Genomic DNA, 22,546 nt, shown 5'->3' on the forward strand with positions numbered 1-22,546 from the left:
TTCTGTGCCAACGAAGTGAAAAGTGTTTTCTTGGTTCTTTCTGGGCCAGGAGGAACTGGCAAAACTAGCCTCATAAAGCGATGGTTAAATGATTGTCCCGATCTTGGCTATGTACCAAATATCACAACTAGAGCACCACGGCCAAAGTCTATCGTCGACGAAAGCGGCTTTTATAAGCACGTATCTCGGTCTGAATTCCGGGAAATGGTGAGTAAGAATATGTTCGCGCAATGGGTCAACCCATCAAGTGGTAAATACTATGGAACACCCATTGCGCCATTACAAGAAGCCATATCGTCAGGGAATGATCTTGTATTCGACTATACACCTCAACTCTATCTTAATTTGCGAAGACAATTCCGACAGCATGTAGTTGGAATATTTATCGTACCTCCTACTTTATCGGAACTGATGAACCGTCTTTCAAAAAGGGGCACAGAACAGGGGGAAGAGCTTCATATCAAACAGAACATGGCCTTGCAGGATCTGGCATATGTAGATGAGCACGATTACCACGTTGTTAATGATGATTTCGAACAGACACTTCAAACACTCAAATGCATACATACATCTGAGCGCTGTCGAATGAGTCGTATCATAGGACTACAGGAGCGTTGCCGGGCAGTGTCGCCACACTCAATGATGTTCTACTACGATCCGTTGAATGAGCGTTTGGCAAATATGGCAGATGAATAATGAAAATAACGACGTATGCCGATGCTCTTCAGCTTCTCACTATGCAGTCAGATAAAATCAGGGCATATCAGAACGATTTTGTACCAGAAGAAGCTTGGCGAGTGATCCTTTCTCAGTATGGAAAAGATGTGAGGAATTTCATTTTTGGTCACTCATTCATATTGTTAAAACCAGAAACAATTGCTAGAAGGTTGTCATGTCAGGCTATTTCCTATTTAGCCCAACGAGGTTTTGCGCCGGTAGGCATTACATGCGTGGAACTGTCACGTAATGCCGCTCATCATATTTGGCGATTTCAGTGGAACGCGGCCACCACGGACAGAATCGAGCTAACGAATTGGGTTAACGCTCAAAGTCCATCAATATTGATTATGCTACGTGATTGTGTTCCAACTTCGGTGCCTGCCTCGGTGAAACTTTGGCGTTTAAAGGGGTCCGCTCACGCAGCACGACGAAAAGCAGATCAGTTGCGTAGTGTACTTGGAATGCATAACCGAATGCTTGGCTTCGTACATACTCCAGACGAACCTGCCGATCTCGTGAGGGAATTGTCCATCTTATTTGATTCAGATGAACTGAGCGCGTTACTGCACACTTGTCGATTAACAGAGCAATCAATAGATGATTTAGTCACGCAGTGCTCGCGAGTTGCGGTTGAATTGGAATCACAATATTCCGCTCATATGATTAATCCTAATGAAGTGGCTCAGCGACTCAGCCTGTCAACAGAAAGTCATGTGTTATCTCCTATCTGGCGAGATTATGCTCAAGGACAACCGATGCCTCTAGCAAAGGTTTTATCGTATTTCCGAGAGTACGGGCTTGGGAAAGATTCATGGGATGTACTAACTATTGCAGCAGAATTAATTGAACATGACATAAAGGGTGTGCACGCTCTGCTTGATGCTCGTGCTATTGATGAAGTATTTACTCTGTGGGCTGCACAACACTCTCAATAATGTAAGTTTGGCAAGGGCTTGTAAGATGAAAAATTATGTGGTGGAAAACAAGCATGTAGAAATCTTGAATGGTGAGTTGACCTTTCCCCTCAAATTTATTTTTGATAATGCCTATCTGAAAAATTCTGACGCGGCTTTTTTGGGGGGATCATTAATTGAAGGTACTGGAAACCGCTACTCTGACATCGATGTTCATGTGGTAACAGAGACACTTTTGCGTGAGAAGGACATTGAGCCAAAACGACACTATCGAGTATTAAGTTCGAGCCGATCGATCCTTACAGGGAAAAATCCTGAAGATGAGGTGTTCTTAATTCACACGGTTATACCTGGAAGTCATGTGAAAGTGGATATTGAGTATAGAACCATACAAGAGATTGAACGATTGGCATCTGTGGTGCGGGAGACTTTTGACTATGCGGTGCGGTCACTCGTACTTCTGACTAAGTATATGGACAATCGCAATATGGCTTTTATTCATAGATTATTTAACTCCATTGAGTTGTGTGGTGTCGATAGACTTGATGAATTACGCCAGCAAATTGGCAAACATCGTTTCGAGTATCTGATGTATAGATGGAAAGCTTCTGATTTTTCTGTGCTGCTTGATTTACTGGGCGCTTGGGAGAGTAAAGATTGGATTCGCTGTGCGGATATGGCGAGAGAGAATATGGTGACTCAATTTCAAGCATATACTCATTTGTGCGGTAACACCCACTATCACCGAAAGTGGATTATTACTTACGCTAAACGATATATCGAATATTCGCCGTTGTTTCAACGATTTCTCACGTTGATCATAGCTAGTTGCGGCACGACTCCTGAATCCCAGCAGGCATATATATTAGCTACCATTGATTTCGTTGATGACATATTTGAAGCCAGCCATGAAATTCTTCAGATGGAGCGCTCTTTCCCCTCTGGAAATGCAGCATGTGCTTTAATCGATGAGTATTTCCGATCAGAAGCTGATGCATATTCGGAAATGGAAATCGAATATAGGAAGAAAGCCTATGGCGTTATGGGTAAGCCTACGAGGGCCTGGTTTAATGATTAAACGTCCTATAATTGGGATATCTTGCTGTCTAAGGTCTATTGCTTTTGGCGATTATCCCCCTACGCCACACCATACTGTGTTTCACAAGTACGTGGATTTTATTGTGAGGCAGTTAAAAGCCGTTCCCATATTACTGCCAGCTACACGAGAAATTGCCAATAATCCTGATGGATATACCGCGCTCATTTCACGATTAGACGGAGTTTTACTGACTGGATCACCCAGTAATATAGGTGTGCGATGGCAGCAGGGTGAGCTCAGACGTATTTCACCTGTAGGGCTTGCAGACTATGAAAGAGACTTTACAACCTTCCGCTTGATTCATAATTGTGTGGATGCCGGGGTTCCATTACTGGGTATTTGCCGTGGAATGCAAGAGATTAATGTTGCATTCGGAGGGGAGCTTCATAATGAGATTCATTCGTTGGAAGGATTTCTTGATCATCGCTCAGACAAGTCATTGCCTTACGAGAGAAGGTACGATCCTCGACATTCAGTAAAGGTCTTGGAAGGAACATTATTGGAACATCTGTTACGCAATCAGAGCGTCAGCAATCGTGTTTTTGATGTTAATTCCCTACATGGACAAGGCATTGCTTTGGTTGGGCAGAATATAGCAGTAGAAGCTGTAGCAGAAGATGGGATCATCGAGGCGATTTCACTCAGTTCAGCAAGTGCTTTCACTATGGGGGTTCAATGGCATATTGAATGGGCCGATAACGATCGACCACTGGATCTTTGTATCAGTAATGCATTTAGAACAGCATGCGAAGAAAGACTTCATACAAACGAGGGGAAAAGCGAAGGCAGTTATGATTACAGAACCTAAACTCAACGGAAAGGTGGCTATTGTTACCGGAGCATCCAGCGGTATTGGGATGGCTTTGGTACACAAGCTGGCTGCTGCTGGAATGAACTTAGTGCTACATGGGCGGCGAGAAGATCGGTTGCAAGCTTTGGAACAGGAGTTAGGGGGATTATGCTGGTTCGCGGGCGATTTAACTGATGCGTTGGCTCCAGGCACTTTAATTGATGCAGCCATCGAGAAATTCGGCAGATTAGACTTTGCGATCAATAATGCAGGCATTAATCACACTGGAACCATTAATGAGATCGATATTGACAAAATGTGTTCTATGGTAAGAATTAATGTGGAAGCCGCATATCGGTTTACTTATACCGTCCTGAAACACTTTTTACGCGAAGGAAAAGGGCATCTCATCCATACGACGAGCGTCATGGGCTATAAAGTACGTGAAAATGCAGGTGGATACGCGGGTACTAAGCATGCTGTCGAAGCTTTATGCGAAGCGTTGCGCCTGGAGCTTGCAAGAAGTGCGGTTAAAGTTTCATGTGTTGCACCAGGTTTAGTCCAGACCGAATTGCATCGTGATCTCATGGTACATCCATCAGTATCAAGAAATATCGCTCGGCCATTAAGTGCAGAGGATGTGGCTCAGACAATTATCTGGGTGATGACACAACCAGTACATATCAATATTCCCCAGATAGTGGTGTTACCGCAAGATCATCCAATATAGCGATACAGTTAATGTAGTTGATATAGTTAATTAAACGCCTTTTTAGAGCGGGATAAAAATATATATGGATTCTCTTTCACTCGGATTAGTCATGGTCGCTGCGATCATGCATGCAGGTTGGAATCTTTTTGTTAAAAAGGATGAAGATAAATTCTTGTCCCTTACCGTTATGGCTGCTACTTCTGGCGTGCTTTGTGCGTTGTTGCTTTTATTTATGCCCGGTATAGATATGAGTGCCTGGAAGATCCTTATTATCTCTGCTCCGCTTCATGCTGGATATCGAGTTTGCTTGAGCCTTGGCTACAAATATGGAGACATGAGTCAAGTTTACCCGATTGCTCGTGGAGCAACACCCTTGCTCGTGACATTAATCTCTGTCATTTTGCTCGATGTTCAGCTCGAATCCACGCAAATTGTGGGAATTGGCGCCATTGCTTTAGGGATCATGTGGCTGACTTTTCATGGTGGTTTCCCGAATCGTCATGAGGGTCGAGCAATTGGTTTTGCGCTTGGCACTGCTACCTTTATTGCTGTGTTCACATTACTCGATAGCAAGGGAGCACGCCTCAGCGGCAATCCGTTTTCATATGTGCTTTGGCTGTTTGTACTGGAAGGGATTTTGATGTTTGTGCTTGCCATGTCGATAAATAGACGCCGATTATTGGATTATATCAGTCGTAATGGGCGAACTTGTATGGTCAACGGTGTAGTCATGTCTGTCGCGCATGGTTTAGTTATTTTGGCCCTTTCTCGCAGCCTTGCCGCGTTAGTTTCAGCATTGAGGGAAACCAGTGTGATTTTTGGCGTTATTTTCAGTGCATGGATTCTCAAAGAGAAGATAGGGCCGGTAAGACTGATTTGTACTTTGATAGTCATGGTTGGCATTTTTTTAACCATTTTAAAGTGAAATAGCATTTGTGTTTTACCGGGCATAGCTCCTTCGTATAAAAATTCTTCTTGCAAAGAAAAACGGTATTGTTGGAAATACGACGGTTATGGCGAGCTGAAATTTTGGTCGAATTTAATGGAAAAATTCCATTGGTTTTAGAAAAATAATAAATTTTGTCGCTAAAACGACATTCCTGCATAAAGTGTTTTAACATTTGGTCGTTAAATACGTACAATCCCGTCCCTGAATGTGTTCTCTACAGAATAGGCTTAGTTTGTCACTGATCCAATTTTATACATCGCGGAGTCGTCTGCCAGCTTGGCTCGGTATATTCGCGATACTGATGTTGTTCATTGCGCCAGTGATCTCCCGGTCACTGGAACATGCGCGCATTGGTGAGGCTCATTCATCGAGAGTGGTCGATTGCCATAGTGTGATGTCATCTGACGATGATATATCTCGCAATATGTCTCATTCTGACATTTCTTCCGCATCATATGTTACTAACCATCATGATGGCATGCAGATGAGTATGCATACTGGTGGCGGTATGTCGATGTTGGAGGATATTGCCTGTGGATACTGCGTTTTTCTGATCCATGTACCTATGCTGGATTTGGCGAATACACCGCTATTTTGGTCAACTTCGCTGACCGCAAGGCCACCACCGATTCAAACCGTAGCTTCATTTCTGCCGCATTTCATCTTTTCTGATTCGTTGCCTCGCGCTCCGCCTGAACAGATCTCATCTCATTAATTTAAACATAATGAAATGTCTTGTCCTGCTCATTGTTGAGTCAGGAAGAGCTTGTTCTACCAAAAATATTTTGGTTGGATTCTATAACGTATTCCGCTTTTGATAGAAATATCACTTTGGAAGGTGGATTTACATTTAAGGCAAGATGATGATGTTCGAAAAAAATATTTCTCATAAAAAAAATACGCTATCCCGTTGTATTAATTCGGCAATGCCACTTTTTCTGTTAGCTGCTTTTAATGGCTATGCGGCTGAAACCGCATCAGATGCACACGACCATGTAAAGGGTGCAAAAACCAATGATGGAGATGTGATTACCGTAACCGCGCCTTTGTACTCTCCTTTGGCGATTGTCACCTCGCCAAAAACCCCCCGTCAGCCCGTTCCGGCCAGTGACGGTTCTGATTATTTAAAAACCATACCCGGATTTTCTCAAATCCGTAATGGAGGCACCAATGGTGATCCGGTATTTCGCGGAATGTTTGGTTCGAGGATTAAACTTCTGACTGATGGCGCAGAAATGTTAGGCGCTTGCCCTGGCAGAATGGACGCCCCTTCATCCTATATTTCGCCAGAAAGTTATGATTTGCTGACCGTCATTAAAGGGCCTCAAACGGTATTGTGGGGGGCCGGTGCTTCCGCAGGGACAGTAAGATTTGAGCGTGAACATCCGCGCTTTGATCAGCCAGGGGTGAAAATCAACGCCAGTGGACTGACGGGCTCAAATGACCGTTGGGATGGCAATGTTGATGCTAGCATTGGTAATGAATTGGGATATTTACGTTTAATGGCGAATAAATCCCGCGCCAATGACTACAAAGATGGCGATGGGTATCGCGTTCCTTCACGTTGGGATAAATGGAATAGCGATCTAACATTAGGATGGACGCCGGATAAAGATACGTTGCTTGAGTTCAACGCAGGGAAAGGGGATGGAGAGGCCCGCTATGCTGGACGCAGCATGGATGGCTCACAGTTCAAACGTGAAAGTCTTGGTGTCCGTTTTGAGAAATCTCACATTGGTGAGGTGCTCGATAAGGTTGAAGCCCAAGTTTATTACAACTATACCAACCATATTATGGACAATATCACGCTGCGTTCCCCGAATAGCCCCATGTCAATGGGGATGCCTTCTTCGGGTTGTAAGCATGGATGTGGTATGCATATGAATATGAACCACGGTATGTCGATGCAACTGGATCGTCGCGTTATCGGGGGGCGAGTCATGGGCACCTGGTTATGGCAAGACTTCAAATTGGAGAGCGGCGCAGATACACAAACCAATACCCACCGTAATAAAGCAGGTAATGGATGGCAAAAGGATGCGCAATTCTATAACTATGGCCTATTTAGTGAGCTAACTTGGTATGCCACAGAACAGAGCGAATTAATAACCGGTGCTCGTCTTGATCGCAGCCGAGTAAAGAAATTTGCTGGTAATAGCGAAAAAGAGCGTAATGATACTTTACCGAGTGGTTTTATGCGCTTAGAGCATACTTTGGCTGATATGCCAATGATGTTTTATGCCGGTATTGGTTATACCGAACGTTTCCCTGATTATTGGGAACTGTTTTCGCCTACACATGGTCCGGCGGGGAGTGCCAGTGCTTTTGATGGGGTAAAAAGTGAGAAAACCACTCAGCTTGATATTGGCGCTCAATATACCGGGGAACGTTTTAATGGTTGGGTATCCGCCTATATAGGACGTGTAAATGATTTCATTTTATTTAGATACAGTCCTAAAAACGCCCGTATTAGCCAGGCTGATAACGTTGATGCCAATATTATGGGTGGGGAAATGGGCTTTGGTTATCAATTGACAGATCATTGGAAAACGGATGCCAGCCTTGCCTATGCTTGGGGGGAAAACCGGACGGATAACAAGCCGATGCCTCAGATCCCGCCGTTGGAAGCCCGCTTCGGATTGACCTATGAGCGTGGCGATTGGAGCAGTACCGGCTTGTGGCGATTGGTGAGCAGCCAGCATCGGATTGCCGTGGGGCAGGGGAATGTTGTCGGCAAAGATTTTCAAGATAGCTCAGGTTTCGGCGTACTTTCTGCAAACGTTGCCTACAAGGTTAACAAAAATGTAAAAGTTAGCACGGGTATTGACAATATTTTGGATAAAGAATACAGCGAACATCTCAACCTTGCCGGTAATAGCACCTTTGGTTATTCAGCGAATACCTCAGTGAATGAACCCGGCCGGACGGTGTGGGCGAAAGTCGATGTAAAATTTTAATGAGAAAATGGCGTCCAATAATTGGACGCCAATTATTTATTATCTCGATGACTATTTCTTATTACCGATATATGGATAAACTTTTACATAATCCACATCGAATGTTGCGGTTGTTGTATTTATCGGGCCGTAACCTTGTGCAGGATAACTGCGCGGTACTTCGGAACTCAAAATAATATATTGGTTGGCGATTGAAATAGGGACTTGATCTAACCCCGACAGATTTTGAGGAATATCGTCAACATAAAATGTATAACCTTTTGGTGTCCATGCCACAGCAAATTTATGGAACTTACCGTCAGCAAGTTTACTGGTAGACAATCTCTTTGACCACTCCTTATGAGCGCTGCCATAACCATTCCAGTGAATAGCGTGATCATATTGATCCTGTGTCGCTTCGGCTAAATGTTCAAATACATCAATTTCGACACCTGATTTTTCTGGATTTGTTAAATCGAGGCCCATTGTCGGTGACTGGACCCAGAATGCAACTTGATTACCTTCTGCACGATTAAATCTGATAGCGGCTTCCCAATAGCCATATGATTGTAGAAAACTTTTTTGTGTTGAAATCATGCCGCAATAATTCTGTAGCTTGCCAGAAGAACTATCGGAATAGGTTTTTATGGTTAAATGACCATTTCGCACGATAACCGCTGATTGAGTATTAATACAATTTTTTCTGACACCCAGGCCACGATAATCCCATTTTTGGGTATTAAGCGTTGTGCCATCGAAATTATCTTCAAATGACGGTGTAGGGCTGAATTCATTGGGGATTTGTGCTAGAGCATATCCACTGAACAATGTGCTGAATAACAACGTATAGGCTAACTGAATTTTCATCTATTTTCCTTGTATATTTGACGTGAATAACCGTTATTTATCCGAGAGCTATTATTGATTTCCTCTTCTTGTCACGGAGATATGAATTACTTTATCGAATATTGGCGACAGCGTTACCGATTTAATTTATTACCCCTATGCTTTTCGTTTTAGTTATTCAATATGGTGTTAATATTGGTTGATAAAAATGAAAGGTAATTAAAGTCGACAACATGAGTTGGGAAAAAATAATTGAGATAGGTAGAATAAAAAACAGTGAAGATTGATGAATAAAACCCCGTTCGTCAGAACGGGGTATATGACAATTTAAATTATTTCGATGCATCCAGAGCTTGGGCAAGATCGGCAATAATATCGTCGATATGTTCAATGCCGATTGATAAGCGAATCATATCCTGTGATATGCCGGCTTTAATTAACTCCTCATCATTTAATTGGCTATGGGTTGTTGACGCTGGATGACAGGCGAGTGATTTAGCATCGCCAATGTTAACCAGTCGTACAATCAATTTTAGTGCGTCAATAAATCGTGCGCCGGATTGTTGCCCGCCTTTAATGCCAAAAGAGAGGAGCGCGGATGGCTTCCCATCCACATACTGTTGAGCCAGTTCATGTTCTGGGTGGTCTGGCAACCCGGCATATTTCACCCAACTCACTTGAGGATGATCTTGCAGATAATGAGCGACTCTCAGCGCATTTTCAGTATGACGCTCCATTCTTAATGCCAGTGTTTCCAATCCTTGCAAGATAAGGAAAGCATTAAAAGGCGACAATGCAGCGCCCATATTACGTAGCGGTACCACACGGCAATGCCCGATAAATGCCGCTTTACCGAATTGCTCGGTATAAATGACGTTATGATAGGAGGGATCTGGGGTAGTCAATAGAGCAAACCGTTGCTGATATTTTTTCCAGGGGAAATTGCCGGAATCCACAATGATGCCGCCAATAGAGTTGCCATGCCCGCCCATATACTTGGTCAAAGAGTGAATAACAATATCAGCGCCATGCTCGAAGGGGCGACAAAGCACAGGCGTGGCGACGGTATTATCAACAATTAAGGGGACGCCATGACGATGAGCGACTTCGGCAAATTTTTTCAGATCAACAATATTACCGGCCGGGTTACTAATAGATTCACAAAATACCGCCTTGGTACGATCATCAATCAGTGACTCCAGGGCTGCAATATCATCGTGTTCAGCAAACCGTGTCTCAATCCCGAATCTCGGCAATGTGTGAGCTAGCAGGTTATGAGTGCCGCCATATAACTTAGCAACAGATATAATGTTATCTCCAGCGCTGGCAATGGATTGAATCGCACAGGTGACAGCCGCCATGCCAGATGCAACCGCTAAAGCAGCGATTCCTCCTTCAAGTAGAGCAACCCGTTTTTCTAATACATCATTAGTCGGGTTCATAATGCGGGAATAGATGTTGCCCTCAACCTTTAAATCAAATAAGTCGGCGCCGTGTTGGGTATCGTCAAATGCATAGGATGTCGTTTGATAGATAGGAACGGCAACGGCTTTGGTTGTTGGATCAGGGGAATATCCGCCGTGGATAGCAAGAGTTTCTGGTTTCATTTTCGATCTCTTTTTTTACGGTAAGATGACATATATCTTTCATGAATAGGTGTAAGCGGCTTTTGTTAAAACATAGCCCTACTTACTATTGCTCATAAGGAATTGCTCACAAAGAACTTGATTTCTCTCTCTTTTTGATTGATGAACAGTTAGAATAGATATCTGTATAGACATGATATTTCCGCTAATTATTTATTAATTAAAGAAATAATTTGAAAAAGTTACTAATTATCTACTTTTAGTTGTGTTGGTATCTTTATTTTTTAAAAATGTGGATGTTATCACAAAACACTTCAATAATTTCAGCCAAGTAACATTAACGATTAAAATATAAAATTGAAACAAAATAATTAAATAAATATTCAATCTTTTATAAAGATCACAAAAATTTTTGTGAAATAGTTAGTTTTCGTTAGATTGTTTTAATTTATTTATTCGCTGTTGCCTGAACGAAAATAGAAGGTATACTCGTGATTCTAATTTTTTCAGACTTTTTTAAATGATTTTTGTCGTAATTTATTGTTAGTATGATCAATTATTGGAACTAACCAATAAATTAATGGGATTCTTATGGCTAAGTTTTCAAACCAGCGGGAGTTAAAACAACTTTTATTTTTCTCTTTCCCTATCATTGTTAGTCAGATAGCACGTACAGCAATGAGTTTTGTTGATATTGTGATGTCTGGTCACTATGCTACGGCTGATTTAGCCGCGGTAACATTAGGAAGTAGTATTTGGTTTCCTATATTTGTATTAGGGTATGGGACCATTATCATGCTGGCGGCAGATGTAGCCAAGCAGAAAGCACAACATGATGACGAAGGGATTAAATCCAGCCTTAAAAATTACTTGTTTCTGGCGGTGATACTTTCGATACCAATAATTCTTTTATTAATGTTAGTTAGCTGGCTACTTTCGTTCATTGGTATTGATGAGCATATGTTAAAAATTACACAGGGCTATGTTATTGCTCTGGCCTGTGGTGTTCCTAGTGTTATGATATTTAATGTTTTTCGTTCATTTCTACAAGGATTGGAAGACACAAAAATCGCAATGTATTTGTCTGCGGGTTCCTTATTATTGAATATACCATTAAATTACATATTTATTTATGGGAAATTGGGTTTGCCAGCAATGGGAGGCATTGGCGCGGGTATTACAACTGCAATTATTAATAATCTAATTGCTGTATGCCTGATTATCTATTTCTTGTTAAAGAAGGAATATCGTCGATATAGGATAGATTTTAGTTTGCCGAAATATAATTCTTTGATTAAGACTTTTTATATTGGTATGCCAAGTGGATTGGCTCTTTTTGTTGAAATGGTTTTTTTAGATGTAATTGCGATAACCGCTGCTCCTTTAGGTGCTCAAGTCATTGCTGCACATAATATTATGCTGAATATTACCTCTATCATCTATACCATAACTGGGGGGATTGCAGCCGCGGTGACGGTGAAAGTGGGTTCTTATATTGGGAAAAGAGATAGAACAGCATTAACAGGGACTATAAGGATCTCAATTGCTTTAATTTTATCTATTTCCGCCGTTATTGGTGTTTTAATCTACTATTTCGCCGGTTCATTTATTTCGCTCTATACTAACGATAATGGCGTCATAATAATTGCGCTAAACATAATCTTTCTGTTATGCCTGTTCCAATTCTTTGACTCCTGTCAGGCGGCTTTATCCGGTATTTTACGGGGTTTTCATGATACCCGGTCGGTATTTTACGCGCCGTTATTCGGTTATTGGCTAGTGGGTTTGCCATTAGGGTTTGTTTTGGCTTTGACAGACTGGATAACCGAGAGTATGGGAATTATAGGGTTTTGGTATGGGTTGGTCTTGGGGCTTCTGGTGAATGCTATTTTGCTGTTTATCATTTTAAGGGTTAGACAGAGAGGAATGATTTCTCGGTTAATTTCGCATTAGCCTAAGAGCTATTATATCTACATGAATTCCCTGTCGAAAGGTAGGGGATTTTTCTGAATTTATTTAAATAACTTAATTCAACTCTTTAATCTTAGAGCTAAAAGAGTATCAATTTTGTTATTTAATTATTTATTTTATAAAAAATTACAGTGAATGAAAATTTACTCTCTAAAACTGTGGTTATTTTATTTTCCATCAATGGGAAATTATATTTAGTTATAATTTAAGTCATGTTGGTAATATTTTTGTTTTAGTGAATTTAATAATTGATATATTAGTGATCATTCTCGGAATAAATATATTTATATCTGGGGAGATAATTTTTCTATTTAAATCATTTAGATGAAATATATATTTTTGATTTTTATTTCTTATTGTCAAATATTTCTTAATTAATGTGAAATAGCTAATTTGACACCATATAGTAACAATTTAAATAATAACTATTAAATTAATTTTTTATTGAAATAATTTCTTATTCATCTATCTGTGTGTATTGATATTTTTACACTCATTATTGGGTGATTCATCTAAGATTATATCCATTATTTTATTAAGGTTATGATAAATATTTATTTAATAATTAAATAGTTATCTATATTAATTGCCATTCTATACAAATAGATACAATTGTTTTATGATAATGATTATCATTTCATTTTTTATTAAAAGTACGTTAGTATGCGCGCCAGTCTTCGGACGGTACTAAAACTATGTAATAAGCAATACTCTAACATTTAATTAGTTAACATAAGGAATATGCTATGAACAAAGTTAAAGTGTTAATTGCAGTATTAGGTACATGTGGGTTAGTAACACAGGCAATGGCTGATCCAGGTTTTGGGCAAACTCAAGATTTTGATAGTCAGAAGCAAAGTGTTCGGGTAGGTGTGACTGATCCACGTGGTGGCGGTCATCCGACTCCGGGTGGAGAACCGGGAATAGGGGTTCAGTCTATTGCGGGTGGTAAGATTACTAGCTTCTCAAATCTTGTAAGTTATGCCGCAGCGGATGCAAATGGAATTCATAAAATTTCTATGCCTGGATCGGGTAGCCATAGTGGTATGGGGGTGTTCAATTTCAGTAAAGTGGCTAATGCTGATGTCTATTTTGGTGAATGGTCACAAACCGGCAAGGTGACTGATACTACTCATACCGCCTATTATTCCGGTAAAGATGTCACGACTAATTTACCTACCGGTGGTATCGCAACTTATACGGTTAAAGGAGTTAACCAATATAGTGGTAGCAATGCCCTGCATGGGACATTTACTGCGGATTTCGGTCAGAAAAGGCTGACTGGTTCAATAGCAAATAGTGCGCTCACTGTCGGTATTAATTCCGTTATTAAAGCTGATGGTTCATTTACGGGTAGGGCAACCGCTGGAAATCTTGTCGGGACAAACAATGGTCACTTCTTTGGCGATAATGCATCTAGTTTAGCTGGTGTGGCTAAATTTAATGCAGATCACAGTAAAGATACTGCCTTTGGCGGAACTAAGAACCCATAATATGAGTTTGTGGTGACTGGATAAGACAAAGTTCATCTGGGCTTTGTCTTATTTTTGTTTATTTTTGGTTCGACAATTAAGCAGTGATATTAACGATGTTAAATACCCCAATTGTTCGTTTTGCTTTACTCATTAGCTGTTTGTTTATAAAGCCATCTCTGGTGTTGGCAGATGAAGATACCGGTAGAAGATTGTGGCATAACGTACAGCGAAATTTGCAAGATCAAGAAAAAGCGCTGGTTACAGATGAAACTGTAAATAAAAAGACAGATCATTTATCGATAGTACTTAATGGTCAAACGTTTAGTGTTGAAAATAATGTGAATGATATTGGTCAGGCGCTCTATTTAGCCATTAATCATCAACAAGTGAAGGATGTTGAGCGCTTTTTGTTGATATACCAGAAGTTACCTGGACATGATACCCAATTGGTCCATTTTGCTCAGGCAAATCTGGCGCGTTCTCAGGGTGACTTGGCAGCAGCAGAACTGCATTATCAGGCCATCTTGCAGCAACAACCTGATTTTACCCGGGTTAAATTAGAGTTAGCCCGGGTCTATTATGAGAATCAAAAAAATAGAGAAGCCAGTTTACTATTTAATGAGATTTCAGCAGTTAGTCGCGATAATGAAAATAAATTACCACCGGCAGTCATTAAGAATATAATTAATTATCAGGAGGCGATTAATTTGCGCAATTCTTGGCGTGGATCTTTCTCCGTGGGATATATCTTTAACGATAACACGAATATGTCGCCAGATAAGCCCCCTGCTTGTACTGAATATCATAAAGATGTTGGTTGTATAACTGAACGTAGGTTGCCTATGGCAAAGAAGGCAAACGGTATTAGTTATGATGCTACGTTACGTAAGATATATCCACTAAGTGGTCATCATGGTATTTTTTTACGTTCGATGACTTATGGAGAAAGCTATCGTCATCACAGTGAGGAGAATGAAAATACTACTTCTGCTTATTTGGGATATAGTTATAAAGCACAACAAAATGATTTCCTAATGGGGCCAGTCGTTGAGTTTAATTATGTTGGTAATCATTCCCGTTATCGTACTACGGGAGTGAAAACCGAATGGATGCATATTCTATCTAAAAATCTGGCATTAAATTTGGAAGGTGAATATAAGCAGTTTCGTTATCATAAACTTTATAATCATAATGACGGTAATATGACTTCTGTTTATACTACCTTATCTTATTATTTAACTGATCAAACCATTACCTTTGCGGGTGGTGATTGGGTTAATAAAACCAGTGTTGAAAAAGTGGATGATTATCAGCAAAAAGGCGTGCGAGCAGGCATTTCTACTCAATTGTATCCGGGAATTAATGCAGTAGTATTTACTGCATTGCGCCAACGGCAATTTGGTGATTACAGTGTACCTTTAAATGCGCGTCGTAAAGATAATGAACAATTCTATGCGGCAATTGTGAGTATGCCTAAATTTGAGATTTTTGGTTTAACCCCAGTAATTACTTATCGATTTAGAAAAAATAGTAGTAATGTTGATTGGCTCTATTCCTATAATAAGAATGAAGTGTTAGTCAAGTTTGAAAAGTATTTTTGATACTGGTTGAAGTAATAAGTTATTTCAATCCACACTATGGCAGATAATGATTATGTATAAATTAAATAATAAATATAGCAAAATAACATTCATGCTGGCATTGGCCTACAGTATGATGCCCTATCGTTCTGATGCAGAAACACGAATAACCCCGGATCAATCATCTAAACAACCAGCTGAAAATAAGGCTGACCTTGGTAAAATTAACGTTTCAGCGACCAGTGAAAAAGATGAGGCAGGTTATGATGCGGTTTATGATAAAGATATTACCAATATTTACTTGGGTAAGGATTTGGTAGAACGTTATAAGGGTGCTTCACCGGCGGATGTTTTAAAAAGCGCAGTCGGCGTATTTAGTGGTGATTCGCGAAACAGTGGTGCATTAGATCCTAATATTCGTGGCATTCAAGGGCAGGGACGGGTTCCTGTTACCATTGATGGTACTGAGCAGGCAATTACCACTTGGCGTGGTTATAACGGTGCGAATAATCGTAACTATATTGATCCTAACCTGATCAGCAGCATTGAGATAGAAAAAGGCCCATCACTGACACGTGGAGTAAAAGGTTCGATCGGTGGGGCGGTAATGATCAAAACTTTGGGTATTGATGATGTGGTACCAATAGACGAACGATTTGGTATTAACTTGAAATTGGAAACCAGCAGTAATGCTGTTAAGGAACGAGTACCGCATCTGGAATTAGGGCAAGATTATCGGGATATTCCCGGTTTTAATCAGGGATTTAATTATGTTGATCCTGCGTTAGAAATTACCCCCAAAACTTCAAAAGATAATAAATTATTGGGCCTAAAAGATAATGCGATACGTCTGGCGTTAGGTACCCGACAGGAATATTTTGATTTAATGGCAGCTTATAGTTATCGCAGTAAAGGAAACTATTTTGCCGGTAAGGGTGGTGCTCATCGCTATAATGATCCCATCAGTAAAAAGGATATAGAGATCCTTGATGGTGGTACCCGGTCATATGATCCTTATCTGCCTTTTATCGCGCGTATATATCGCCCTGGAAATGAGGTACCTAATACTTCCAGTGAAATGGAATCCTGGTTGCTTAAAAATAACTGGTACCTGGCTAATCAACAGACGATTGGGTTTGGTATTCGCGATACTAAAACAATTTACGGGGAGATTATGCCTTCGCGTCTGGGGTGGGTTCGGGCTGAAAATAATGTTGTACCACAGTGGCCGCTGGCGAATGTACATCAGCAGGCATTTAATCTGGATTATAAGTGGAAACCTGACGGGAACAAATGGGTTGATTTTGATATGAAGTTTTGGATTACCCGTACTATCAGCGATACCAATACTGCCGGGGGATATCCACGTGAACCGCGAGAGCGGGATGAAGCTTGGGATGTGGGTAGTCAGGAAAGAAATCCGAATAAAGATGGTCGTCTGGTCGATACTGCTTCTACCAATACCCATAATAATCGTTGGGGTGTTGATCTCTCTAATGCTTTCGAATTGACTTCAAATTTAGATTTAACCTTGTCGGCTAGCCTGCAACGGGAACGTTTAGGTTCCCATGATGATTATGAAGGGAAGAATTTTTCTAGTTTTCGATCGCCACCAAGAAAGGGGCGCCGTCAGGAAAATAATATTGCCTTTAATTTTGACTGGCGTCCTACTCCGTGGCTGGCATTAAGTGCTGGCGCTAGACGGGTAAGCTATTGGTCTAAAGATGATTTTTTAAATGAACGTTTAGCTGCTCGTGATATTGGTTATAGTAAGGATAAAAAGCTGGTTGGCCAAGGGTTACGATATTTGAGAACACTTACTGAGCGGGAAGCTATGTTGTATAAGAAATATAGTAATTGTGTTGATGATTGTTTTGATGATTTAGATGAATTTTTAGAGTATGAAGAAAAAAATATTAAAGAATCAGAAGAACGAGATTCAATTTTTCGTCCTATGGTACCGGTAGAAGTGCTTTGGAAATATCATGACGATGGTAAGTTATATAAACAAGATAACCCTTATTTCAATGGGGAACTTGATATGAATGAGCGCGTTATTGATCCTGTGACGAATAAAGAAGTGTATAAATATGAATACAGTTATGCTCAACAGAATAGCCGTTATGTTGATGATTCTGGAGAAATATTGAGTACTGGTGATAGTGGCGTTTATAAAGCAAAAAGTGAACAGGAACGTTGGTCTAAACAACCTAAACGTAAGGCTCATGCCTGGGCCCCGGTATTTTCCGCAACGGCCTATGTGAGTGATAATGCACGTATTTATACCCGTTATGCCGAAGCAGTACGTATGCCGAGTATTTTTGAGGATACCGTTGGCTTTTCTTCCGGTTTGACTGATAAACCTGCACGTGCTTTTAAACCTGAACGTAGTAAAACAGTAGAAGTGGGTTATGTGCATGATTTAAGTCAGTTATTGGGTGCGGAACGTAATGCGGATATTAGATTCGCTTATTATAATACCATCATTGAGCATGTTTTTGACCGTGACAGTAACTTTGTATTTACTCAATTAGATAAACAGAAATTATCCGGTTTAGAACTACAAGGACGTTATGATAACGGTAGTTTCTTTACCCATTTTGGCCTATCTTATAATCTTAAGAATAAAGTTTGCGATAAAACCGAATCGCTGATGTTAGATCCAAGAAACCAATTTGGTGTTCCTGAATGTATTGATGGCGGTTTTCCCGGTGGTTATTTAAGGACAACTATTCCACCTCGTTATTCTCTTAATCTGAATATTGGTGGTCGGTTATTGGATGAAAATTTAGAAATCGGCAGCCGAATATTATACCACAGTCGTGTGGAGAATAAGGATGAAAAATGGTTAATGAAAAAAATGCCCGCTGTTTATAAAGGGATAAGTAATAATCCAATGCGCTGGAATTCAGTAATGACTGTAGATGCTTATATTAATTATCAGGTTACGCCAGATGTGGTCGTCGAATTATCCGGTACTAACTTAACTGATCGCTATTATCTGGACCCGTTAACTCGCTCCATGATGCCAGCGCCTGGGCGGACGTTTAAGCTTAGTGTCACCAGTCGGTTCTGACTCTTTAAGAGAGATTCGCCAGTTGTCATTAGGAGAGCTGGCAATCTCCATAGATAACGAACGGAAAGATGGCTTGAAGTTATGATGAAAAATCGTTTTTATATTGGCTTGTTTGCTTCCTTACTGCTGCACGTGGGTATTGTTGGGTTTATGGCGCGGCATTTACTGCGTGATGACAGTGCGAATAATCAATCAGTGAATTCGCCAATAATCAGTATGTCAATAGAAATGGTTGCTTCAGCAGCACCGGCCGGACAGGAACAACCTGTAGAGCCGGAACCTGTTCCGCCCCCGTTGCCGCCAGAGATAGTGGTAGCGGAATCGCCACATGAGGCAAAAATAGTCCTTAATAAGCCTGCGGATAAGCCACGGAAACAGGAACGCCTGAAGCCACCGCCAGAAAAACAGGCAGATGCTAAACCGAAGAGCAAACCTCAGCCACAGAAAGAACCGGTAGAAGATCCTCAACCAAAACTGGCAGAGCGTGGGCGTAAACTGGGAACAGAGCAAAATCAGCCAGAGCGAACGGAAGGCAGCGCCCAATTAGCGGGGAGAGATACTGCGGATTCACAAGCTGGCGCCCGTCAAGCGACGACCAGCCAACCGATGACTGGCATGGGGGCCGATGAGTTACAAAACTATCAGTCGGCCTTGCGTCGTGAAATTGAAAAACATAAACGCTATCCGCGTCGGGCTAAGAAGATGAAGCAACAGGGGATAGTTCAGGTCAGGTTTAGCTTGTTGGATAGCGGCGATTTGACGAATCACCAATTAGTGCAGAGTTCAGGCGTTGATGAGTTGGACCGCGCTGCCCTTGCGGCGATCCAACAAGCTCGGTCGGTAGGGTTGAAACCAGCCGGTTTGCCAAGGGAGTTGACTTTGGCAATAGAATTTAATTTGAAGTAAATAAAGAATTGGGCAGCGAAGAGATTGTCGCTGCCTTGGTAATAGTATCGTCATGTGGGGATAGTATGAGTCAGATAGCTTCGGCGTTCGGCCGTTCAATTCGCATATGTAATAACGGAAATGGATTACCTTGACCATCAATTTCTGAGCGGTTGAAAACGCTAAATCCTTGGTGCTGATAGAAACCTACTGCTTGAATATTTTGTTCATTAACATCAAGTTCATTGATACCTAATTCGCTAATGGCAAAATTCAGCAACGATTTGCCGATGCCTTTACCTCGGGAATCCGGGGATATGAATAGCATTTCAACTCGATGCTGATCAACACTAATAAAACCCTCAATTTCGTGTTTGTCATTTATCGCTTTATAAACAGTCAGTGCTGGTAAATAAGTATGCAGAATTAATGGGCGCAATTCATTAATCTGTTCGCCAGATAAAAAGTCATGTGTTGCTCGTACCGAGGCTTCCCAGATTTCGATCAGCTTATTGAAATCGGCCTTTATTGCTTGCTGAATTCTCATATTCATTCTTCTTAATGTTTTATTTTGCTAAACCGATGATGAATTAATGCTATCACGTTTATTGTGATGGATCGCTTCAGATATTACTCAGACTTAATCATTATTCTTATCAGAATCTTCTTCTGTCTGTTTTGTGATCTATTTCATGAAACAAAGGAGAGAATTCAATCTATTTGGTCTAATATTACTTTTTATAGATAGTTGAATTTTAACCAATTTGGTTAATTGAACAATCAAGCAACACTAAACTTTAAAACCTAAAAAAATTATGCGGGATTCTCTCTGTTACTAACTATAATGAGGTATTGGTTAATTAAAAAGGGGATTGCGTCGTATCTCATTAACGTAGTTTCGATTTGGATTGATCATTTCAATTGAACGGCTAGTTCAATGATAAATATAAAATAACTTCTTGAGGATCATATTAATGAAAAGGGCATTTATATTTACACCAGGCATGTTAGCACTTTCGATAAGTGCAATTTCGAATGCACACGCTTATGACCATCTATATGTTTTTGGTGATAGCTTGAGTGATGGTAGAAAAGGTCATCGATACATGATAAATGGTAAAACCAATGAGTTGTATAATGATCTTATTGCTCAACATTTAGGGACTAAACTGGAGCCTTTCGATGAAGGTGGGACTAATTACGCCGTGGGTGGATCGACGGCTGTTCCTGATGTGAACAAAGATAACAATACTCAAAATCAAGTAGATAATTATTTGGCAAGCCACGGTGGTCGTGCTGATCCTAATGGCATGTATATTCACTGGATTGGTGGTAATGATCTTAAAGCTGTCATGTTAGGGGGAGATCCGAGAATTGTTGGAAGTAGCGCGATGGAAGCCTCGGCACAGGTGCATAAACTTCTTGATGCGGGAGCTGGGATCGTTATTGTACCTACTGTTCCTGATATCGGTAAAACACCAATGATTATGAAAGCCGTCGTTTCTCAGGCACTCACTAAGCTCCCGATTTCTCTCACTCCTGACCAGGTTGAGGAATTAAAGGATATGATCCGTGCGAGCACTAATGCATATCCAACGATAAATGAAGATACTCGCTCTCAAATTATCCAAGGGATCTTTGAAAATCTTGCGGCCAAGGCTTCAAAGGGAGATGCTAAAACAGCGGAAGAATATAAGCGACAATTACTTGATAAGTATAACGAAACAAGCAGCAAAGCCTCTGGATTGGTTAACGAGTACAATAAATTAGAAGATACCGCACTTAGCAAGAAGGGCGGCAATATTGTTCGGGTTGATGTCAATGCACTTTTGCATGAAGTCATTGATAATCCTTTACGCTACGGTTTTTCCAATACCTTAGGCTATGCTTGTGTTCGGGATAGGGATGCTAATATTTGTAGTTCTGATGATACCGGTTTTGATGCCAGTAAATCCTTTTTGTTCTCTGATGATTTTCATCCAACTCCAGAAGCACAGCGTATGGTTGGTCAGTACACTATTTCAATCCTTAATGCTCCACATCAGGTTATGTCACTGACGAATACCAACAATGTGCCGGTGAAAGGAGCGCTTGCCTCTCTTGACAACCGTTTGCAGCAGCTACGCAGCGTGGGTAACGAGCAGGGTAAAATAGGCGTATTCGGTGGTTATAGTGGTAATCACAACAGTACACTGACACTGGGTAGTGACTATCAACTTACGGATAATATTCTGTTAGGGGGAATGATCTCGCGTTATCAGGATAAGCGCTCAGTGAATAATTTCCGCGCTGATGGTCGTGGTTATGTATTCACCACTTATGGCTTATGGCGTTACTACGATAAAGGTTGGATTAGTGGCGATCTTCACTATTTGGACATGAAATATGAGGATATTACGCGCGGTATCGTGCTCAATGAGTGGTTGCGCAAGGAGCATGCTTCGACTACCGGTCATCAGTGGGGAGGACGCATTACAGCAGGTTGGGATATTCCGCTGACATCTACGGTTATGACCAGCCCGATTATCCAGTACGCTTGGGATAAGAGTTATGTTAAAGGTTATCGTGAATCAGGTAATAGCAGTACGGCTATGAATTTCGGTAATCAACGTTACGATTCTCAGGTCGGAACATTAGGCTGGCGTCTGGACACTAATTTTAGTCGTTTTAACCCCTATGCTGAAGTTCGGTTTAACCACCAGTTCGGCGATAAGCATTATCAGATTAGTAGTGCCATTAACTTAACTGAGACATCTTTCGTTAGTAAAAGTCAAAAGCAGGACACCAACTGGCGTGAATACATTATCGGCATGAATGCTGCTATTACAAAAGATTGGGGCGCTTTTGCGTCAATATCACGTAATGATGGTGATGTTCAGAATCACACTTATGCTTTCAGCTTAGGTGTTAACGCCAGTTTCTAATTTCTGGTTAATAAAACAGTAGCTTCCTATTTATCGCAATAGTGTGGCTATTGTCGTAGTAATGCCCGGCCACCTTGTCGGGC

General features: G+C 41.0%; 17 protein-coding genes. 14 read left to right on the forward strand and 3 right to left on the reverse strand.

The features are described from left to right. Positions 1–15: 15 nt before the first annotated feature. From EAE90_RS01490 to EAE90_RS01525, 8 genes are all read left to right on the forward strand, one after another. Positions 16–696: a guanylate kinase gene (locus EAE90_RS01490; RefSeq protein ID WP_339920563.1), complete on the forward strand. Its 681-nt coding sequence runs from the start codon at positions 16–18 to the stop codon at positions 694–696. Next, positions 696–1,655 carry a nucleoside-diphosphate kinase gene (locus EAE90_RS01495; RefSeq protein WP_214051950.1) on the forward strand — a complete coding sequence of 320 codons (960 nt, stop codon included), beginning with the start codon at positions 696–698 and terminating at the stop codon, positions 1,653–1,655. Before EAE90_RS01490 ends, EAE90_RS01495 begins: the two co-directional genes overlap by 1 nt. Before the next feature lie 25 nt (positions 1,656–1,680). Further along, positions 1,681–2,712 carry a hypothetical protein gene (locus tag EAE90_RS01500; RefSeq protein ID WP_214051951.1) on the forward strand — a complete coding sequence of 344 codons (1,032 nt, stop codon included), beginning with the start codon at positions 1,681–1,683 and terminating at the stop codon, positions 2,710–2,712. After that, complete coding sequence (locus tag EAE90_RS01505) at positions 2,705–3,541, forward strand: gamma-glutamyl-gamma-aminobutyrate hydrolase family protein (RefSeq protein WP_214051952.1); 837 nt, start codon at positions 2,705–2,707, stop codon at positions 3,539–3,541. Before EAE90_RS01500 ends, EAE90_RS01505 begins: the two co-directional genes overlap by 8 nt. Beyond that, complete coding sequence (locus EAE90_RS01510; RefSeq protein ID WP_214051953.1) at positions 3,525–4,253, forward strand: SDR family oxidoreductase; 729 nt, start codon at positions 3,525–3,527, stop codon at positions 4,251–4,253. The genes EAE90_RS01505 and EAE90_RS01510 overlap by 17 nt, the downstream gene beginning before the upstream one ends. A 64-nt stretch (positions 4,254–4,317) precedes the next feature. Next, a complete protein-coding gene (locus tag EAE90_RS01515) occupies positions 4,318–5,160 on the forward strand; it encodes an EamA family transporter (protein WP_214051954.1) in 843 nt (280 codons plus the stop codon). 256 nt (positions 5,161–5,416) lie between these two features. Then, entirely contained in the window at positions 5,417–5,899 is a 483-nt protein-coding gene (locus tag EAE90_RS01520) for a DUF2946 domain-containing protein (protein ID WP_214051955.1), read from the forward strand. Positions 5,900–6,047: 148 nt separating this feature from the next. Beyond that, entirely contained in the window at positions 6,048–8,141 is a 2,094-nt protein-coding gene (locus EAE90_RS01525; protein ID WP_422615971.1) for a TonB-dependent copper receptor, read from the forward strand. Between the two features lie 51 nt (positions 8,142–8,192). Here EAE90_RS01525 and EAE90_RS01530 read toward each other — a convergent pair whose 3' ends face one another. Next, the gene (locus tag EAE90_RS01530; RefSeq protein ID WP_214051956.1) at positions 8,193–8,987 is read right to left on the reverse strand and encodes a glycoside hydrolase family 16 protein; all 795 of its coding nucleotides are present in this window, start codon (positions 8,985–8,987) and stop codon (positions 8,193–8,195) included. A 311-nt stretch (positions 8,988–9,298) separates the two neighbouring features. Next, entirely contained in the window at positions 9,299–10,573 is a 1,275-nt protein-coding gene (locus tag EAE90_RS01535; RefSeq protein ID WP_214051957.1) for a bifunctional O-acetylhomoserine aminocarboxypropyltransferase/cysteine synthase, read from the reverse strand. Between the two features lie 570 nt (positions 10,574–11,143). Between EAE90_RS01535 and EAE90_RS01540 the strand changes: the two genes are divergently transcribed. The 5 genes from EAE90_RS01540 to EAE90_RS01560 all read left to right on the forward strand — a co-directional run bounded on the left by EAE90_RS01540 (position 11,144) and on the right by EAE90_RS01560 (position 19,560). Next, positions 11,144–12,505 carry an MATE family efflux transporter gene (locus EAE90_RS01540; RefSeq protein WP_214051958.1) on the forward strand — a complete coding sequence of 454 codons (1,362 nt, stop codon included), beginning with the start codon at positions 11,144–11,146 and terminating at the stop codon, positions 12,503–12,505. 764 nt (positions 12,506–13,269) lie between these two features. Beyond that, positions 13,270–14,016, forward strand: coding sequence for a Slam-dependent surface lipoprotein (locus EAE90_RS01545; RefSeq protein ID WP_214051959.1), 747 nt, complete (start codon positions 13,270–13,272; stop codon positions 14,014–14,016). Positions 14,017–14,111: 95 nt separating this feature from the next. Then, positions 14,112–15,599: a surface lipoprotein assembly modifier gene (locus tag EAE90_RS01550; RefSeq protein ID WP_214051960.1), complete on the forward strand. Its 1,488-nt coding sequence runs from the start codon at positions 14,112–14,114 to the stop codon at positions 15,597–15,599. 52 nt (positions 15,600–15,651) lie between these two features. Further along, complete coding sequence (locus tag EAE90_RS01555; protein ID WP_214051961.1) at positions 15,652–18,654, forward strand: TonB-dependent receptor domain-containing protein; 3,003 nt, start codon at positions 15,652–15,654, stop codon at positions 18,652–18,654. A gap of 81 nt (positions 18,655–18,735) precedes the next feature. Then, positions 18,736–19,560 (forward strand): energy transducer TonB, encoded by an 825-nt coding sequence (locus EAE90_RS01560; protein ID WP_214051962.1) that lies wholly within the window; start codon positions 18,736–18,738, stop codon positions 19,558–19,560. A gap of 70 nt (positions 19,561–19,630) precedes the next feature. Here the strand turns inward: EAE90_RS01560 and EAE90_RS01565 are convergent, their stop codons facing one another. Next, entirely contained in the window at positions 19,631–20,086 is a 456-nt protein-coding gene (locus EAE90_RS01565; protein ID WP_214051963.1) for an acetyltransferase, read from the reverse strand. A gap of 427 nt (positions 20,087–20,513) precedes the next feature. On the opposite strand from EAE90_RS01565, the gene EAE90_RS01570 reads away from it, so the two are divergent. Next, positions 20,514–22,463: an autotransporter outer membrane beta-barrel domain-containing protein gene (locus EAE90_RS01570; protein WP_214051964.1), complete on the forward strand. Its 1,950-nt coding sequence runs from the start codon at positions 20,514–20,516 to the stop codon at positions 22,461–22,463. Positions 22,464–22,546: the final 83 nt, after the last annotated feature.

Origin of the sequence: Photorhabdus caribbeanensis (assembly GCF_018448885.1) — a bacterium.
Classification (GTDB): Bacteria; Pseudomonadota; Gammaproteobacteria; order Enterobacterales; family Enterobacteriaceae; genus Photorhabdus; species Photorhabdus caribbeanensis.

What these genes read in the sequence shown, in the direction of transcription:
- EAE90_RS01495 (WP_214051950.1), top strand. Translation starts at nt 696, where the DNA reads ATGAAAATAACGACGTATGCCGATGCTCTTCAGCTTCTCACTATGCAG.
- EAE90_RS01500 (WP_214051951.1), top strand. Translation starts at nt 1,681, where the DNA reads ATGAAAAATTATGTGGTGGAAAACAAGCATGTAGAAATCTTGAATGGT.
- EAE90_RS01505 (WP_214051952.1), top strand. Translation starts at nt 2,705, where the DNA reads ATGATTAAACGTCCTATAATTGGGATATCTTGCTGTCTAAGGTCTATT.
- EAE90_RS01510 (WP_214051953.1), top strand. Translation starts at nt 3,525, where the DNA reads ATGATTACAGAACCTAAACTCAACGGAAAGGTGGCTATTGTTACCGGA.
- EAE90_RS01515 (WP_214051954.1), top strand. Translation starts at nt 4,318, where the DNA reads ATGGATTCTCTTTCACTCGGATTAGTCATGGTCGCTGCGATCATGCAT.
- EAE90_RS01525 (WP_422615971.1), top strand. Translation starts at nt 6,048, where the DNA reads ATGATGTTCGAAAAAAATATTTCTCATAAAAAAAATACGCTATCCCGT.
- EAE90_RS01530 (WP_214051956.1), bottom strand. Translation starts at nt 8,987, where the DNA reads ATGAAAATTCAGTTAGCCTATACGTTGTTATTCAGCACATTGTTCAGT.
- EAE90_RS01535 (WP_214051957.1), bottom strand. Translation starts at nt 10,573, where the DNA reads ATGAAACCAGAAACTCTTGCTATCCACGGCGGATATTCCCCTGATCCA.
- EAE90_RS01540 (WP_214051958.1), top strand. Translation starts at nt 11,144, where the DNA reads ATGGCTAAGTTTTCAAACCAGCGGGAGTTAAAACAACTTTTATTTTTC.
- EAE90_RS01545 (WP_214051959.1), top strand. Translation starts at nt 13,270, where the DNA reads ATGAACAAAGTTAAAGTGTTAATTGCAGTATTAGGTACATGTGGGTTA.
- EAE90_RS01550 (WP_214051960.1), top strand. Translation starts at nt 14,112, where the DNA reads ATGTTAAATACCCCAATTGTTCGTTTTGCTTTACTCATTAGCTGTTTG.
- EAE90_RS01555 (WP_214051961.1), top strand. Translation starts at nt 15,652, where the DNA reads ATGTATAAATTAAATAATAAATATAGCAAAATAACATTCATGCTGGCA.
- EAE90_RS01560 (WP_214051962.1), top strand. Translation starts at nt 18,736, where the DNA reads ATGATGAAAAATCGTTTTTATATTGGCTTGTTTGCTTCCTTACTGCTG.
- EAE90_RS01565 (WP_214051963.1), bottom strand. Translation starts at nt 20,086, where the DNA reads ATGAGAATTCAGCAAGCAATAAAGGCCGATTTCAATAAGCTGATCGAA.
- EAE90_RS01570 (WP_214051964.1), top strand. Translation starts at nt 20,514, where the DNA reads ATGAAAAGGGCATTTATATTTACACCAGGCATGTTAGCACTTTCGATA.